At 69.8% G+C, this 15,808-nt stretch carries 16 protein-coding genes; 4 read left to right on the top strand and 12 right to left on the bottom strand.

Features of this window, described 5'->3' with window-relative positions; translation table 11 throughout:
- Positions 1-106 precede the first annotated feature (106 nt).
- The 4 genes from AB0B83_RS14930 to AB0B83_RS14915 all read left to right on the top strand — a co-directional run bounded on the left by AB0B83_RS14930 (position 107) and on the right by AB0B83_RS14915 (position 3,718).
- Positions 107-1,093, top strand: coding sequence for a BadF/BadG/BcrA/BcrD ATPase family protein (locus AB0B83_RS14930; protein WP_357578663.1), 987 nt, complete (start codon positions 107-109; stop codon positions 1,091-1,093).
- 259 nt (positions 1,094-1,352) lie between these two features.
- The gene (locus AB0B83_RS14925) at positions 1,353-1,973 is read left to right on the top strand and encodes a class I SAM-dependent methyltransferase (protein ID WP_357578662.1); all 621 of its coding nucleotides are present in this window, start codon (positions 1,353-1,355) and stop codon (positions 1,971-1,973) included.
- 7 nt (positions 1,974-1,980) lie between these two features.
- Positions 1,981-2,781 carry a Stf0 family sulfotransferase gene (locus AB0B83_RS14920; protein WP_357578661.1) on the top strand — a complete coding sequence of 267 codons (801 nt, stop codon included), beginning with the start codon at positions 1,981-1,983 and terminating at the stop codon, positions 2,779-2,781.
- A 10-nt stretch (positions 2,782-2,791) separates the two neighbouring features.
- On the top strand, positions 2,792-3,718 hold the full coding sequence (locus tag AB0B83_RS14915) for an aldo/keto reductase (protein ID WP_357578660.1): 927 nt from the start codon (positions 2,792-2,794) through the stop codon (positions 3,716-3,718).
- Here the strand turns inward: AB0B83_RS14915 and AB0B83_RS14910 are convergent, their stop codons facing one another.
- From AB0B83_RS14910 to AB0B83_RS14855, 12 genes are all read right to left on the bottom strand, one after another.
- Complete coding sequence (locus AB0B83_RS14910) at positions 3,719-4,180, bottom strand: hypothetical protein (RefSeq protein ID WP_357578659.1); 462 nt, start codon at positions 4,178-4,180, stop codon at positions 3,719-3,721.
- 70 nt (positions 4,181-4,250) lie between these two features.
- Complete coding sequence (locus AB0B83_RS14905) at positions 4,251-6,350, bottom strand: prolyl oligopeptidase family serine peptidase (protein ID WP_357578658.1); 2,100 nt, start codon at positions 6,348-6,350, stop codon at positions 4,251-4,253.
- Complete coding sequence (locus tag AB0B83_RS14900) at positions 6,343-6,762, bottom strand: hypothetical protein (RefSeq protein ID WP_357578657.1); 420 nt, start codon at positions 6,760-6,762, stop codon at positions 6,343-6,345. The genes AB0B83_RS14905 and AB0B83_RS14900 overlap by 8 nt, the downstream gene beginning before the upstream one ends.
- Positions 6,759-8,006: a hypothetical protein gene (locus tag AB0B83_RS14895; protein ID WP_357578656.1), complete on the bottom strand. Its 1,248-nt coding sequence runs from the start codon at positions 8,004-8,006 to the stop codon at positions 6,759-6,761. The genes AB0B83_RS14900 and AB0B83_RS14895 overlap by 4 nt, the downstream gene beginning before the upstream one ends.
- A gap of 56 nt (positions 8,007-8,062) precedes the next feature.
- A complete protein-coding gene (locus AB0B83_RS14890) occupies positions 8,063-8,293 on the bottom strand; it encodes a hypothetical protein (RefSeq protein ID WP_357578655.1) in 231 nt (76 codons plus the stop codon).
- Positions 8,290-9,528 carry an MFS transporter gene (locus AB0B83_RS14885; protein WP_357578654.1) on the bottom strand — a complete coding sequence of 413 codons (1,239 nt, stop codon included), beginning with the start codon at positions 9,526-9,528 and terminating at the stop codon, positions 8,290-8,292. Before AB0B83_RS14885 ends, AB0B83_RS14890 begins: the two co-directional genes overlap by 4 nt.
- Positions 9,528-10,112 carry a hypothetical protein gene (locus AB0B83_RS14880; protein WP_357578653.1) on the bottom strand — a complete coding sequence of 195 codons (585 nt, stop codon included), beginning with the start codon at positions 10,110-10,112 and terminating at the stop codon, positions 9,528-9,530. Before AB0B83_RS14880 ends, AB0B83_RS14885 begins: the two co-directional genes overlap by 1 nt.
- On the bottom strand, positions 10,103-11,554 hold the full coding sequence (locus AB0B83_RS14875) for an MBL fold metallo-hydrolase (protein ID WP_357578652.1): 1,452 nt from the start codon (positions 11,552-11,554) through the stop codon (positions 10,103-10,105). The genes AB0B83_RS14880 and AB0B83_RS14875 overlap by 10 nt, the downstream gene beginning before the upstream one ends.
- Entirely contained in the window at positions 11,554-13,014 is a 1,461-nt protein-coding gene (locus AB0B83_RS14870) for an MBL fold metallo-hydrolase (RefSeq protein WP_357578651.1), read from the bottom strand. Before AB0B83_RS14870 ends, AB0B83_RS14875 begins: the two co-directional genes overlap by 1 nt.
- A gap of 81 nt (positions 13,015-13,095) precedes the next feature.
- On the bottom strand, positions 13,096-13,236 hold the full coding sequence (locus AB0B83_RS14865) for a hypothetical protein (RefSeq protein ID WP_357578650.1): 141 nt from the start codon (positions 13,234-13,236) through the stop codon (positions 13,096-13,098).
- Positions 13,237-13,889: 653 nt separating this feature from the next.
- Positions 13,890-14,639 (bottom strand): carbohydrate ABC transporter permease, encoded by a 750-nt coding sequence (locus tag AB0B83_RS14860; RefSeq protein WP_199184745.1) that lies wholly within the window; start codon positions 14,637-14,639, stop codon positions 13,890-13,892.
- A 152-nt stretch (positions 14,640-14,791) separates the two neighbouring features.
- A complete protein-coding gene (locus AB0B83_RS14855) occupies positions 14,792-15,700 on the bottom strand; it encodes a sugar ABC transporter permease (RefSeq protein WP_357578649.1) in 909 nt (302 codons plus the stop codon).
- Between the last annotated feature and the right edge of the window lie 108 nt (positions 15,701-15,808).

Here is a 15,808-nt window from a genome sequence, read left to right as displayed (position 1 = left end):
TTTTCAAACTGTTACCTGGCGCACAGCCCCGGAGCCGGTCCGCCCCTTGCCCCCCGCCGCCGGGCCGACCAGCATGAACGCGGCGTCGATCGAGAGGCAGGTGCGAATGTCCGACAGCGTCGTGGTCGGTCTCGACGTCGGGGGTACGTCCACGCGGGCGACCGCCCTGGCCCTCGACGGGCGGCGGCTGGGCAGCGGCCGGGCGGGCGGCGGGAACCCCACCAGCCACGGTGCCGAGCGGGCGGCGGGCGAACTCCTGGCCGCACTGCGGGAGGCGCTCGCCGGCGTCGATCCCGCCCGGGTGCGTGGCGGCACGATCGGGCTGGCCGGGGCGGGCCGGCTGCTCGCCGATCCGGCGGGCCGCGACGCCTTCGACCGGGCCTGGCGCGACGCCGGCCTGCGCTGCCCGTACGCGGTGCACGGCGACGCGCTGGTCGCGTACGCCTCGGGCACCGCCAGCCCGAACGGCACGGTGCTGATCGCCGGCACCGGGGCGATCGCCGCCAGAGTCAGCGAGCTGCGGCTGGACCGGGTCGCCGACGGTCACGGCTGGCTGCTCGGCGACGCGGGCTCGGGCTTCTGGCTGGGCCGGGAGGCGGTCCGCCGGCTGCTGGCCGACCTCGACCGGGGGCACGCACCGGGCCGGCTGGCGACCGGGGTGCTCACCGAACTGCTCGGCTCCGCCGAGGTGGCGGCCCGCCCCCGGGACACCGTCGACGCCCTGGTCCAGACGGTGACCCGGCGACCCCCCGTGGAACTGGCCCGGCTCGCGCCCCTCGTGGTCGCCGCGGCCGTCGACGGCGAGCCGGTCGCTTGTGGGCTCATCGACGAGGCCGCCGCGCACCTGGCGGAGAGCGCGGCGCGGATCCGCCCGGCGGGCGAGGTCTCCCCCATCGTGTTCGGCGGTGGCCTGCTGACCGGCGACACCCCGCTCGCCGCGGCGGTCCGGGTCGAGGTCGGCCGGCGGTGGCCCGACGCGCCGCTGCACAGCGCCGGCGACGGCGCTGCCGCCGCGGCCTGGCTCGCCGCCCGCGACCTGCCCGAGGTGACGGATCCGCAGGCCCTGCACGCCCTGCTGGTCCCGACGGGCTGAGCCCACTCCCCCGACCGGTCCACATCCGGATCGCGGAACCCGGTACACGTCGTTCGAATTCGGCCGCACACCACGTTCCTGTGGCGTCCCGGCACGAACTGAGATAAGAGCCCTACATCGAGGTACGTCTTCTGCACTCATCGCCGCCCACCGTCGGCACCTGCCCCCGGGAATTGTTCGGCAATGCCCCACCGACCTCGCCCGGAACGCCGGCATCGGTGCCCCACGCGCCGGCGCGGATGGTGCTAACTTGGCTGCCGTGAAGCCCGATTCAGGCTGGCATCGCCTCCCCTCGCGTCTTGAAGCCGATCAACTCGTCGTCGACGACCACTACAAGGTGATGAAGCGGTGGGAGACCCCGCTCATGCAACGGATGGCAGAGATCCTGCTCGCGAACCTGGAGCGGACCCGCATCATCGAGGTCGGCTTCGGCATGGGGATCTCCGCGGGTGCTCTCCAGGACCAGAAGATCGAGCGCCACACCATCATCGAACCCCACCCGGAGATGTTCGAGCGCCTGCAGCAGTGGCGGGCCGAGCGCCCCCAGGCTGACATCCGGCCCGTGCACGACTATTGGCAGAATCAGACAGGCCTGTTCGCGGAGGCCGACGGGATCTTCTTCGACACCTACGCCGAGGATGTGCCCGCCCTGGTCGACGAGAATGTCTCCTTCCTCGTCGAGGCGGCATCGCACCTCAAGCCGGGTGCCGCCGTCGCGCTGTTCTGGATCCTGCCGACCATCGACGAGGTTCAACAGGAAAAACTCTACAGCCACTACCGGCGAATCGTGATCGAACGGGTTCCCGTGGAGCCGGGGACGACCGGGGTCAACGCGCTCGCCCGCCTGGGCTTTCTTCTCGCCATCATCGCGATCAAGTAGGTCGCCGGTGTCGCTGACCTACGTCGTCTGCGCCACTCCGCGCGTCGGCAGCACCTACCTCTGCGAGGCCTTGGGGCGCGTTCCGGGCGCCGGCTCACCGCGGGAGTGGTTCGGCCGTCCACGCATCCACCATCTGGCCGGCACCTGGGACCTGCGGGCACCACAGTCCACGATGGACGAGCCGCGGCTGACCGACCCGTCGGCGTATCTCCGCAGAGTGCGCGCCGAGGCGGACAGCGGCGGAGTGCTCGCCCTCAAGCTGCACTGGAATCAGGTCGAGTGGTCGCGTGACAACCTCGGTGTCGATCCACTCGCCGTTCTCGAAGGTCGGCAGGATGTGCGGTTCATCCGCCTCTACCGCGACGACCTGGTCCTGCAGACGGTGTCCAGCTATCTCGCCTCGGTGACGAAGGAATACGTGCGCTGGGCCGGGACGGGCCACACCGACGACGACGAATTTCGCGACGCCGTGGCGGGGACCCCGGCCTACGACTTCGACGTCCTGTTGGACACCCTGCAGGCGTTGGCGGTCATCGAGCACGGGTGGAGCCCGTTCTTCGCCGAGCGCGACACGGCACCCTACACCCTCAGTTACGAGGAGCTGGACGACGATCTGGCTGGCTCGGTCAACGGTGTCCTTGAGTACCTCGGCCTTCCCCGGCAGTCCGTGGTGACGTCTCCGGTGGTGCGGCAACGGACGGCCGCCAATGACGACCTGGCAGAGCGGTTCCGGTCCGATCTGGTGAGCAGCGGGGTGGCCGATGCGCTCCCCGCCGACCTGCGCCGCCGCTGCGGCGTGCCGGTGTGAGTGGCAGCGGATGCAGCTGAGGCCCCTGGGCGAGTTGGCCGTTTCCGGCTACGGCCTGGGCACGTGGACGTGGGGCCACGAGACCGACGAGGACGCCGCACGGGAGCAGTTGTGGTGCTTCCTCGATGCGGGCGGCACGCTCGTCGACACCGCCGCCGTCTATACGGACGGTAACGCTGAGCGCATCCTCGGCCGGTTGCTCGCGTCGGTGCCGCGTGACGCCGTCGTCGTCAGCACCAAGGCCGGCGTGACCGCGAACGGCGTGGACACCACCCCCGATGCCCTGCTGGCCCAGCTCGACGCGTCGCTGCGGCGTCTCGGTACGGACCATGTCGACCTGTGGCAGCTGCACGCCTGGAGCGACGCGACCCCGCTGTCGGCAAGCGTCGAGGCGCTACGTGTCGCACGTGATTCGGGCCGGGCCAGGGCGGTGGGGGTGTGCAACTACACGCCCCGCCAGGTGGGCGAGGCGTTCGCGGTCACGGAGCGGATCGGCATGCCGATCAGCGGGGTGCAGCTCCAGTACTCGCTGCTGGTTCGGGCGGCCGAAGCCGTCGCGGAGCGGGTCCGTGCGCACGGTGCGGGGGTGCTGGCATGGTCGCCACTGGCCAGCGGGGTCCTGACGGGGAAGTATCACCGGGGTGTGCCGCCCGGCACCAGAGGCGCTGACCCCCGATACTCCCCGTTCATCGCGCCTTTCCTGTCCGCTCCCGAGGTGCCGGCGGCGCTCGAGGTACTCGACCTCGTCGCGAGGGCGCTGGGCCGCAGCTGCGCCGAGGTGGCGCTGGCCTGGGTTCGTGACCGCCCGGGGGTCGCCGGTGTGCTTCTCGGCGCACGCGACGCCGACCAGGTACGGGCCCAGCTCGCCAGCGTCGACCTGGAGCTGCCGGCGGAGGTCGCCGACCTGCTCACCAGCTCGGTGCTGCCGATCGGATGATCACTCGTGCTGGCCCGACGCCCGTTCGGCGAGCATCCGGTGGAGTTCCTCGACGGTGTACTCGACGGGGGGCGCCTCGCGACCGTGTTCGTCGGCCCCGGGTAGCGGCCGGCACCGGGGCGGTCTGCCTTCGCTCTTCGGTAGGAACTCGTAGTCCCGGCAGACCACGATGCGCAGCTGTTCGCGGCGATGACGGGTGATCAGAGCCGGGCACATGCCGAGCGAGTAGACACCGCAGTCGAGGTGCAGGGGCGGCTCCTTGAAGGTCACATCTTCGCTGTATCCGACGAAAATGATCAGGTCGCCACGGGCGATGTCGAACCCGCACGCCTGACACCGCCGCTCCACCATGCAGAGCACGGACTTGCCGGTGTCCACGAGTTTGAGCACGGGGGCTCCGGCCTCGTCCCGGAACGCCACGTGTGTGGCGAGGAACCCTCGGTGGTCCGCCTCGCCGTGCATCCCCGCGAGCAGGCGATCCGGGGGTGGAACTGGTCGTCTCGACACGAGCGGGTCCTTTCAGGAGGAGGCGTCACGGCACCTGGTGGAGTGCCTTCAGTGCCCAGGCGCAGACGAGCGCCGCCTTTCGCTTACGCGCGTCGCGGTCGGTGCTGCCGCCGTGGCCGGCTGACAGGTCCGTCGACAGCAGGAACGGTCCGCCGTGGGCCTGCTCGCGCAGGCGGGACACGTACTTGAGCGCTTCGTGCGCCCCGACCCTGCTGTCGTTCAGCGCGGCGAACACCAGCACCGGCGGGTACTCGCGGGAAGAGATGTTGTCGTAGGGCGCGTAGGCGCTGATGGCGGCGTAGGCGCGCGCGTCGGCCAGCGGGTTGCCCCACTCCGCCCGGTCGACAGTGGTGAGCGCCGCCTCGGAGTCGAGCAGGGTGCCGAGCGGGTCGAGGAACGGAACGTCGAGCACCAGCCCGGCGAACGATTCCGGCGAGGTGTTGCAGGCGGCAGCCGCGACGAGAGCACCGGCGGACGCGGCGCTGGCGACGACGCGCCCCGGTGGCAGGTCACAGGTTCGGACGAGCGCCTCCACGCAGGCCAGGTAGTCGTTCACGCCGGTCGCCTTGTGCTCGCCACGGCCAGCCTCGTGCCAACCGGGTGGACCCTCTCCGCCACCGCGGACATGAGCGAACGCGTAGACGCCGCCGCGGGCGAGGAACGGCAGCCGCGCGGGATCGAAGTCCAGCGGTACGACGGCACCGTAGGCACCGTAGACCTCGAGCACCGCGCCCGGTGGCGGTGGCGGTGGCGCACCAGCGCTGCGGCGTTGCCGCACCACTGTCAACGGCACCGCCGTCCCGTCACGACCGTGGGCCACCAGGTCGAGTTGTTCGTACCTGGCCGGATCCCAACCGGGAACCGCCGCCCTGTCCACGATGTCGGTGCTGCGGCTGCGCGGGTCGTACGCCGCGGTGATCGGCGGGCAGACGACCGAGGAGGCGGTGAACCGTACGAGCCGCGAGTGGTGGTCCGGGTTGCCGTTCACACCCACCCACGTCGTCGCGGCGGGTAGCGCCAGGTCGGTCACGACGTTGTCGGCGTCGATGACCCGTATCCCCCGGTGGCCGGGCGAGAACGTCTGCAGGACCACGTGTCCGGCGAACGCGTCGACGGTCAGCAGCTTCGTCTCCCGCGCGTCGCCGAACACCACCTCGGTCAGCGCTGCCATGGGCCGGGCCGGGCAGTGCCACAGCCGGGAGGTCTCGTCACCGGAGTTGGCCAGGATCCAGAACTGCCCCTCCCGGTGATCGGCCTGCAGATGCGTGCCGGCACGTCGTGCCGGCCCCAGGAGGAACGGTTCGGACCGTGGCGCCAGCGCGTCGATCACGGAGATCTGGTTGCCGACGTGGCTGTCCGACTCGATGAAGACGTACCTCTCACTACGTGACAGGTCGACGGTGAGCCACGACGACTCGTCCGGCTCCTCGTACACCAGGGTCCGCTCGCCCGTCGCCAGCGTGAGACGCCAAACCTGGAAGGCCCGGCCGGTGGCGTCCGTGACGAGGTGGAAGTAGTGCTCGCCGGCGGCGTCCCAGGCGCCGCCGTACGTGACCCCGTCGACCTGGACGGGCAGCTCGGCGCCGGCGGCGACGTCCCGGAAACGCAGGCGGAACCGCTCGTCGCCGACAAGGTCGACGGCGTACGCCAGGAGCCGACCGTCCGGCGAGACGTCGTAGACACCGAGCGCGAAGTGCGGCTGCCCGGCGGACAACGCGGCCTCGTCGAGCACGACCTGCTCGGTCTGTGGCACGGCCTCGCCCGAGTCGGGGTCGACCAGGCTGCGGCAGCGGAGCACGGCTGCGGATCCATCGGCCGTACGGCTGTAGTAGAGCCACTGTCCCTTCGCGACGGGCACCGATCGGGTGCCCTGCGGCGTCCAGGACCTGATCTGCGCCTCGGCGTCCGCGACCGTGCTCTCCAGCGGCTCCAGGATCGCCGTGGTGTAGGCGTTGTTGGCCTGGACGACGGCGAAGACCTCGGGGGTGAACAGGTCTTCCATCCACTGCCACGGGTCGCTGCGGGTCTGCCCGTGGTGTCGGGCGAGGTGCTCCCTCGGCGGTGCAGCGGGTGGGTCGACGTCGGCCACCCTCCAGGTCGCCGCGACGCGGGTGCCTTCACTCATAGAGTTCCCTCAGCTCCCGCATCTCCTGCACCACCTCCGGCCACAGCTCGTCCGGCCCGGACAGGGCGCCCTCGATGCCGAAGATGTTGCCGAAGGGATCGCGGAACTGGGTGATCTGCCGGCCACCCTGCACGGCCAGCGGCCGGTGTATCTCCAGGCAGCCCCGGTCGGCGAGTTCACGGCGGGCGTCGTTGAAGTCCGCCACCTCCAGGTACGGCAGCGGCGAACCGCCGGGAGGATTGCGTTCGTCCGTCGGGGAGAACACGATCTCGACCCCGGCCAGGTCGATCGACGCCGAGCGGGGGAAGCGGACCAGCGGCTGCCGCGTGAGGTTGGCCCACCAGTGCGCGATCGCAAGCCATTCCTCGGAGAAGATGACGACGGACGAGACGCGGCTGATCGATACCGTCATGAGGTCCCACCCGGTTCCCGCGCCTCGAGCAGTGCCGCCGGCGCCCACCCGGCCACGAGCGCGTTGGCCTGGGATATCAGCACACGTCTGAGGAGCTGCGGTCGGGCGACGCTGAACAGGTCCGCCAGCGTCCGCCGGACGTCTTCGGGATCCGCGTCACGGCTCCACACGTGGGACGACGCGAACACGTCCGCGGCGTACAGCTCACCTCGCAGGATGGCGACGAAATCGTCGAAGCAGAGGGTGAGTCCGCACGGAAACCGGTCCCGGGCCGTCTCGGCGGCTTCATACAGCGGCACGAACCCGGACCGCGTGACGTCGAGCGCGTACTGGCAGCGGGTACCCGCCGGACCTTCGATGAGGGTGAGCAGGAAGGCCTTGGGCCCGAGGCCGTCGTGGGTGCCCTGGGCCCAGTGCGCGCGCCGTGGACCGCCCGGCGGATACAGCGTCAGGTCCCTCGCCAGGCCGGGAAGCGCGTCGAGCACGAGTTCGTGGCGGTCGCGTCCTTCGCGGTCGCTTCTCGGCCGTGCGGACAGGGGAAGCACGAGCTCACCCAGCTCCTGTTCGTGGCCGGGCGAGACCCACTCCGCGGCGGCTGCCGGCTTCACGACCACGTCGATGTCCCAGGCGTCACCGGCACGGACCACGCACGGTGCGGCGGCCCCGGGCGCGGAGCCCTGCGCCACCCAACCGTCGAACACCGACCGGTCGACCGCCGGGTGCCGCACGCCGCTGCCGAGGTGCAGCCCGTCGCCGTCTGACGCGGGCGTCCGCTCGGCTCCGCCGTGTCGCACCTCGAACACCGAGCCCTCGTCCGAAGGCACTCCATCGGCTCGGCAGGGACCGTCACCGCGCAGGTAGAACGCCGATGGGCAACCGGTTTCGCGGACCATCAGCCCGGCGGCCGGCAGGGCCGCGGTACCGACCGGCGCCGGCGCCACGAATCGCAGCACGAGGTCACCGACGGAGACGTCGTGGTCGACGTACCCGCGGATCGCGACGAACCCCAGGACCTCGATCGCTTCGGCGGCCACCGCCGGCAGCAGCGGGCTCACCACCACCACCACCTGCCGATCGAGCTGGTGGAGCGTCTGGAGGTCCAGCTGTTCCGGGCGGGCACCGGTGATGACCACCGCGTCGACCGGCGGCATCGCGTCGTGGTCGAGGTGTCGGGGTGGGTGGAACACGTAGCGGTAGGAGTCGGTCCATCCCACGTCATCGAGCCAGGCCGGGTCCACCGCCACCCTGACCCCGCCGGTGGAGTGGACGCGCCAGCTGCGGCCACCCTCGAAGATGGCCTTCACCGCGGTTCTCCGTCGGCCTCGGACAGGTACACGGCGTGCAGCAGCCGGGTGGCGGTGGCGTCCCGCCAGGACGCGGTGAGCGCGGGCATCTCGTCCGGCTGGGGCCACCACACGGCGACTTCCGTGTCGGCGGGGGCGGGCGCCACCATCATCGGCAGGTCCCTGTAGAGCACCGGTTCCAGGCCGAGGAGACGACCGGCTTCCGGGTGCCGCCCGGTTCCGCTCATCGCCCCGCACCCTCGACCGCCAGATCGGGCACCCGTTCCTCCTCCATGCCCAGCCGGCGCAGCCCCGGCAGCGGAAGCACCATCAGGGTCGACACCACCAGGATCACCGTCGCCACCCAGCCCAGGGTGGCGGGACCCAGCCCCTCCAGGAGCCAGCCGGCAAGGAGGTATCCCACGGGCATCAGGCCGAAGACGGTCAGCTGGTCGATGGAGAACACCCGTCCGAGCCGCCCGCGCGGGACTGTCCTCTGCAGAGCGGTGGTCCACAGCACCGCGAACGTGGCCAGTCCGAAACCGGTCAGCGCGGAGGCGACGAGGATCAACGCCGGATGGCCGTCCATCGCCAGCAGGACGGTCTGCGGGAGCTGGAGCAGCAGCACGAAGGTCGCCACCCAGCCCGGCGAACGCGTACGGATCGACGAGGCCAGCATCGCGCCCAGGAATGCCCCACCCCCCTCAGCCGCCGAGATGTAGCCGAACCAGCCCTCGGGCCCGGTCAGGATGGGCAGCATCACCGCGACGGGTGCCGCCACCATCGCCATGTGCAACGTGCCCTGCAGCATCACACCGGCCATCCACGGCAGCCGGACGACGTAGGCGAAACCGTCCTTGATGTCGGCTGCGAGCGATGAGCCCTGGCCCTCGAGACTGGGCGCTGGCTCGTTCAGTCGGAGCAGTGTGACGATGCTGACGAGGAAGGTGACGATGTCGATTCCGAGCGCCCAGGTCGGGCTGAACGCCGCCGCCACGGCCCCGCCGAGCGCGGCGCCGACGATGACACCGAAGCGGTTCACCAGGGAACGCAGGCCGTTGGCGCTCGCCAACATCTCCTCGGGCACCAGCGACGGCAGGATCGCCCCGTACGCGGGACGGTAGAAACCGCTGCCGATGCCGAGCACCGCGGCCAGCACGCCGAGCACCACCAGCGGCGCGTCGTTGCCGACGAGGATGATGCCCAGAACGGCAGCGGCGCGGATCAGGTCAGAAATGATGATCATGCGAGAGCGGCGGTGCCGGTCCGCCAGGGCACCGCCGATCAACAGCGAGACGACGCCGCCCAGAGCCGTCATCCCGAGTACCAGACCCACCGCCTGCGCGGCATCGTCGCGTGGCAGCAGGAACAGCGCGACCGCCACGGTGTAGAGGGCGTCACCGACGACGTTGGTGAGCTGGCCGATCCAGACCCGCCGGAACTTCGGCAACCGCAGCGGAGTGAGAAGGGACGCGTTGAACATCAAGTTACCTCGGAAGTAGCGGGCCGTAGCCGATGCCGCTCATGAACTTCGCCGTTGGCCGTGTCGATCAGCAGGTCCACGCTCTCCTTCAGCGCCAGCGAAGCCCGGATCAGACCTTGGAGCAGCGCAACACCGTCCGGCTGGTGCCAGTCGCCCGGCGTGCCACCCTGTTCACGGGACAGAAGACGTTGCGCCAGAACATCTGCCGCCTGATCCGGATCCTCCAGATGAGGACAGACCAGGACGGCGAAATCCGCCCGGTCGAGGGCGCTACGGAGCATACGTTCCTCGATCGACCCGCCGCGCTGGAGGGCGACGCCCCCGCCCGTGTCGACCACCCCCTCGGTGGCAGTGACCGCCTCAGCCAGCGCGCGCACCTCGTGGCGGGCGGTATAGGCGTGCCAGGCGGAAAGGCCACCGCTGGCGTACGCGTCATCGGCGGCCTGCTCGGTGTAGCCGAACCTTCCGTACCAGCGCGGAGGATCCTCGTCGAAGCAGGCGACCTCCAGGCCCCGGCGAGCGGCCAGGACCCCAGCGACCGTCGACTTGCCTGCGGCAGGTGGACCCACGACCACTATCGCCACGCAAGGGCCCGTACGTTGCGGTAGAGCTCGGCGGCCAGTTCCGGCCGCACCTGCTCGCTGTAGTAGCCGTACAGGAAGCCCACGGGGCTGTCCACCTTCTCGCACAGGTACCACTGGCGCATGCGGCTGACCGCGAGTTCCCAGATGTGGATCCTGCCCCGGAGTACGGCGACAAGGTCCACAGCGTTGACGTCGATGCCGGACGGCACGGAGAACAGGCAGTCGCGGAGGTCCAGCGGCTGCTCCTCGAAGCGGCCGTTGTTGAAGTTCAACACGAAGACTCGTGAGCCGTCGTCCGCCTCACCCGCGGCGTCGAAGCCGCGCAGGTGGACAGCGAACCTGTGCGGGCCGACCGGCTTGTCGAGATAGGTGTTCTGGGTGATCAGATCCCGCCCCAGGTTCGCCTGCATCAGCAGCGGAGCCATGAGCTGGAGTTCCGACTCGACGAGAGCCCGGTCCTCGTCCGTGAGCTGTTCGTCGAACAGGGGCGGCAGCGGCTCGGACAGGTCCGGCTCGGCAACGGCCTCCTTGTCGCTGGGGGCGACGGGACGCGACGGCTCGGCAGGATCGATCCACTCCGCCTGGCTGTAGCGCACCTCCGTCCCGTCGTCGACCACCACGCTCTGGCCGGGACTCATGCCCAGCACCCGGGTGGTCAGCGAGAGCCGGCTGGCGATACCGGCCAACTGCTCGAAGTTGCCCCACAGGAACTCGCCGTGCTTGGCGGGAACCTGCACGTAGCCGCCACCGCTGAAGGTCACGTACCGGACCGAGGGGAAGCTCGCCACGACGTCGGACAGCACCCCGTGCAGCAGGCGGAGGCCGGTGACCTCAGCGAACTCGGCACTGCCGAGCGGCAGCATGTTGTCGAACGCGCCGAGGTGACCCGCCGGCGGCACCTGCCCGTTGTGGGTGGCCACGACGATGTCCGGATCGCATCCGCCCTCCAGCGAGGGGGCCGCGATCGACGTGTCGGACTGGATGAAGACTCCGCCGGCCTTCTCCTCCGCATGCCGCACGAAGACGCTGGCGACACGGTTCTCCCACATCGGCGCATCCGGGCCGCCCGGGACGAACACCACGTCGACCGCGCCGATCCGCTGCACCGCGCCGAGCTCGACCAACTCGACCTGGCGGCCCGCCTCCTCCAGGGCGCGAACGCACACCTTCGGCATCATCCGCGGCATCAGAATGCGGGTTTCCGGCGGCAGCAGGTCCAGCGAGTTGAGGTGGAAGTGGTCCAGATGCTCGTTGGTGACCAGCACGGCATCCAGCGACGGCATCTTCTCCACCGCCACCTGGCGCGCGGGATGGATCTCGAAACGCAGCCTGTCCGAGTGTCCGAAGGAGTCGGTCAGCACCGGATCGACGAGGACACGGGTATCCCCGATCTCCACCAGCCACGACTGGTGACCCAGGAACGTCAGGGATGCGGGGGACATCAGGCGTTCTCCTTCTCGAGGTACTCGAGCTGCTGCTGGTAGACCCGGCACGACAGGTCCGGGCGTACCTGCTCGCCGAGGGCGTCGTAGAACAGCGCCACCGGCGAGGACAGCGCGTTTCCGTCGAACCACGTGCGCATCGCGATGCCGACGACGTCCCAGTACTGCAGGTCGCCACGGAGTACGGCGGCGAAGTCGACGGCGTGGATGAAGATTCCCTCGGGGTACGCGGCGACAGAGTCGTCAAGCGGCAGATCCGCCGCCTCCTCGAACGCCCCGGCGGCCAGATCGAAGCGGAAGCTGCGGTCCGGACGGGTCAGATACTTGAGCTTGAGGACGAACGGGTGTGCCGACGGCGAAACGGCCATCCGCCGGCCGAAGTCACTGAGCAGCAGGACGCGGCTCAGATACGTCAGCTCGCGTTCGATGCAGGCCAGCGCCGCGTCCTCGGATTCTTCGTCGGCGTTCTCGATGCAGCGCATGGCGATGCTGTCCCGCCTGGCCAGGAAGCTCTCCCGCCGGTGGATCAGCTCGGCGAAGCGGTCATGGTCGACGCCGAGCCACGACAGCTCCCCGACCTTCTCGATGCCGTGCTCACGCACTTCGACGACGTCGCCGGGAACGGGGCCCACCACGTCCATGTGCCGCACCAGCTGCTTGGCCAGGCGCGCCATCTCCTGCTGCTCCGAGAACGGGAACGGGCCCATCTGCTCGTAGTCCTTCAGGAATCCGCCGCCGCACAGCAGGATGTGTGCCCCGCGGAAGATCTCCGACTGCTCCACCGCCGAGGCGACAACTTCCCCGAGGATGTCCAGGCCCGGAAAGCCCTGACCGCGGTAGCGGACGGCGGTCTGCCCGGCGGGCCGGTAGCAGTCCAGCGACCCGAACACACCGGGCGGGGTCACCTGCGCGTTGTTGCTCATGGCCACCACGCGGGGGGCTGGCAGCCGTCCCGAGGAAACAGCCTCGATGAAGTCCGTGGAGGTGGTGGCGTCGATTCCCAGGAAGACGCCGCCCCGGTCCGGCTCGGACGCGTCGAGCACGTAGACCTGCGACACGCGGCTCTCCCAGAGCACCGTGTCGGGGCCAGGGGGGAAGAGGGTGACGATGACCGACCCGAACCTGGCCGGCTCCCCGAACGGCAACCGGGTGACGGTCAGGCCGAGCGACTCGATGCAGTCGACGACGGTGTCGATCATGGTGGGCCCGACGATGACGGGCGTCGACTTGTCGAGCTTGTTCAGGGAGGGCAGGTGGAAGTGGTCGGAGTGCTCGTGACTGATGATCACGGCAGCAGGCCGTGGCATCCGGTCGATGTCGATCAGCCTCGGCGGATAGATCTCGACCGGGCTCGAGGTGTACTCCTCGCCGTAACGGCGGTACAGGATTGGATCCACGAGGACCGGTGAATCCTCGGCCCCGAGAGCGAAGCCGTTGTGTCCAAGGAAACCGATCTTCATATCGCCTCTTCCAAGGGGTGCGGTGGGGGCACAGTGACCAAAGGCGGTGGGCGACGTCGTACGCCGCCCACCGCCCTCGCACTAGCGGGTGTAGTGGGCCATCCCGACGTGAACCCGGGATCCGCCCGCCTTGGCGGTGGTCGCCTTCGGCGTGACCTTGCCGACGGCCTGCTTCAGCGCGTCGAGGTCGGCCTTGGTGATGGGCTTCGCTTCCTTCTTCATGTTCACCTCCCCGTGCGTGAATCGGCAGCGCTCCGCCATGCGGACCCGCAGGTCCGCACGCGGGCAACTGCACCTGCCTGTTCCTTTTCGGAGCAGCCGGAGGCGACCATGGAAGTCTCGCGACGAACCGTCGATCGACTCATGACTGTCCATGGGCGAGTGTGTCACCGATCGACGTGAGCCGCTGTCCCATCATCATCCACAAGGGATCGCGGGGCGCGGCTGACCGGCGTCGGCGAGACCGCCGCACCCGCCCCCACCAGCCAAAAGGGCTCCTGCGGCGCAGTCCGCCACGTCGGCGCCACCACTGCGACTCAAGCCGTTTACAAGCGTGCGTGTAGTGGCGGCCCGACGCGGCGGGAGCGGCTCGTCCGCTGGACCTCGATCAACCGGAATGCGATCGGGCGGCCGGGTCGGCGCGACGCGTGGAGGCGCACGGCGGCCCGCTCGCGTACGCCGGTGTGCCGTGGCGCCGCAGCCGCGGTCCGTCGCAGACGTACGACCTCGGCGCGCCGGCGGCGGTCCCGGCCGCCCTCGCCGCGCGGCAGGCGACCTCACGCGGGAGCGAGCCGGCGGGGCCGGCGCCCTTCTACCCGTCGAGGCGGGTGCGGCCGCCGGCGCGCTCGAAAAAACCTGATTGGTAGCGGACGCGACTACTTGAGCTGGCCGGCGGTCAGGCCGGACTGGACCTGACGCTGGAAGAGGATGTAGACCAGCAGCACCGGGACCACCGCGATGGTGAGGCCGGCGAAGAGCTGCGCGTAGTCGCCGGCGTAGCCCTGGTTGACCGAGAGCGCGGCGAGACCCTGGGCGAGCACCCACTTGGACTCGTCGCCCTGCATGAGCACCTGGGGCAGCAGGAACTGGTTCCAGTGGCTGAGGAAGTTGAAGATGGCGACGCTGATCAGTCCCGGACGCGCCATCGGCAGCATCACCTGGAAGAACAGCCGGAAGTGACCGCAGCCGTCGACCAGCGCCGCCTCCGCGACGGCGGTGGGGAGGGTACGGAAGAAGGCGGTCAGGAAGAACACCGTGAACGGCAGCGAGTAGGCCGCGTACACCAGGATGAGACCCGTCCAGGTGCCGAACAGGCCGGCGTTGCGCACCACGAAGAACAGCGGCACCAGGGCGAGGAAGACGGGGAACATCAGCCCGCCGACGAACAGGTAGTAGACGACCTGCTTGCCGCGGAACTCGTAGCGGGCGAAGACGTACGCGGCGGTGGCGCCCATCAGCATGGTCAGGGTGACCGAGCCCGCGACCACCACCAGGCTGTTGAGGAAGTACTGGCCGATGTGCGCCCCGCTCCACGCGCGCGACCAGTTGTCGAAGCGCAGCGCGCCGGGCAGCGACCACGGGTCGGCCAGGATCTCCGCGTTGCTCTTGAACGAGCTGATGAACATCCAGAGCAGCGGCAGTACGGTCAGCGCACCCCAGAACAGCAGGAAGCCGTGCGACAGCACGTTGGCGACGCCGAGTTCGCGGCGTACCGGGCGGTCGGCGGGGCCGGGAGGCTCGTCGGGCAGCGCCACGGACGCGGGCTTGTCCAGAGTCGTCACGAGTACTCGATCCTGTCTCGCTTGCTGGCCCGCAGCGCCAGCACCGCCACCGTGAGGGTCAGGAAGAACATCACCACGCCGATCGCCGAGGCGTAGCCGAACTTGGTCTCGCTGCCGAACGCCGTGTCGTACATCCGCACGCCGATGACGTCGGTGGAGAAGTTGGGACCGCCGTTGGTCATCAGCTGCACCAGGATGAAGCCGTCCAGGGCGAAGATGGCCAGGTAGACCCAGGCGACCTGGACGGTGTCCCAGAGCAGCGGGATGGTCACCTTCCACAGCGTGGTCAGCCGGGAGGCGCCGTCGAGCATGACCGCCTCGTAGATCTCCTTGGGGATGGCCGACATGGCCGCGCCGAAGAGCACCACGTAGAAGCCGACGTTGCTCCAGATCATCACGGCGAGCACGCACCAGAAGGCGGTCCGCGGATCCCCCAGCCAGGTGGGCGCGCCCAGACCGACGCTGTGCAGGGCGCTGGTGAGCAGGCCCTTGTTCGGGTGGTAGACCTCCTTCCACAGCAGCGCGATGATCACGACGGAGAGCACCTGGGGGAAGAAGTAGACCGTGCGGTAGAACGACGAGCCGCGCACCCCGCTGACCCCCGCCCGGCCCTTGCGCCCGCCCATGTTGAGCATGGCGGCGAAGAAGAGGCCGAGCACGATCGTCAGCACCGGAACCAGCGCCAGCAGGATCGCGTTGTTCTTCAACGCGTTCCAGACGTAGTCGTCGTTCCAGAGCGTCTTGAAGTTCGCCAGCCCGACCGAGTTGGCGTCGGCCGAGTAGCCGAGCCAGTCGGTGGTGGAGATCTGGAACGCCTGCAGGTACGGCGACACGACGAAGATGACGTAGAGCAGCACCGGCGGCACCAGGAAGGTGACGATCAGCGGGTACTTGCCATGTCTCACGATGAGGTCCTACCTCTTCAGCGGCGGCCCGGTGGGGCGGGGCGGTCCGCCCCGCCCCCCCCGCCGGGGGGTGAGGCGGGCCGCGGGTGATTGTGTAGAGAGCGGGGC

This window comes from Micromonospora sp. NPDC049060 (genome assembly GCF_040649055.1).
In the GTDB taxonomy this organism is placed as follows: Bacteria; Actinomycetota; Actinomycetes; order Mycobacteriales; family Micromonosporaceae; genus Micromonospora; species Micromonospora reichwaldensis.
The sequence above is the reverse complement of the archived record's forward strand: the minus strand, read 5'-3'. Positions and strand labels throughout refer to the sequence as shown.

Excerpts from the sequence above, each read along its gene's own strand:
- AB0B83_RS14930 (WP_357578663.1), top strand. The coding sequence starts at position 107 with ATGTCCGACAGCGTCGTGGTCGGTCTCGACGTCGGGGGTACGTCCACG.
- AB0B83_RS14915 (WP_357578660.1), top strand. The coding sequence starts at position 2,792 with ATGCAGCTGAGGCCCCTGGGCGAGTTGGCCGTTTCCGGCTACGGCCTG.
- AB0B83_RS14910 (WP_357578659.1), bottom strand. The coding sequence starts at position 4,180 with ATGCACGGCGAGGCGGACCACCGAGGGTTCCTCGCCACACACGTGGCG.
- AB0B83_RS14905 (WP_357578658.1), bottom strand. The coding sequence starts at position 6,350 with ATGAGTGAAGGCACCCGCGTCGCGGCGACCTGGAGGGTGGCCGACGTC.
- AB0B83_RS14900 (WP_357578657.1), bottom strand. The coding sequence starts at position 6,762 with ATGACGGTATCGATCAGCCGCGTCTCGTCCGTCGTCATCTTCTCCGAG.
- AB0B83_RS14890 (WP_357578655.1), bottom strand. The coding sequence starts at position 8,293 with ATGAGCGGAACCGGGCGGCACCCGGAAGCCGGTCGTCTCCTCGGCCTG.
- AB0B83_RS14885 (WP_357578654.1), bottom strand. The coding sequence starts at position 9,528 with ATGTTCAACGCGTCCCTTCTCACTCCGCTGCGGTTGCCGAAGTTCCGG.
- AB0B83_RS14875 (WP_357578652.1), bottom strand. The coding sequence starts at position 11,554 with ATGTCCCCCGCATCCCTGACGTTCCTGGGTCACCAGTCGTGGCTGGTG.
- AB0B83_RS14870 (WP_357578651.1), bottom strand. The coding sequence starts at position 13,014 with ATGAAGATCGGTTTCCTTGGACACAACGGCTTCGCTCTCGGGGCCGAG.
- AB0B83_RS14865 (WP_357578650.1), bottom strand. The coding sequence starts at position 13,236 with ATGAAGAAGGAAGCGAAGCCCATCACCAAGGCCGACCTCGACGCGCTG.
- AB0B83_RS14860 (WP_199184745.1), bottom strand. The coding sequence starts at position 14,639 with ATGTTCATCAGCTCGTTCAAGAGCAACGCGGAGATCCTGGCCGACCCG.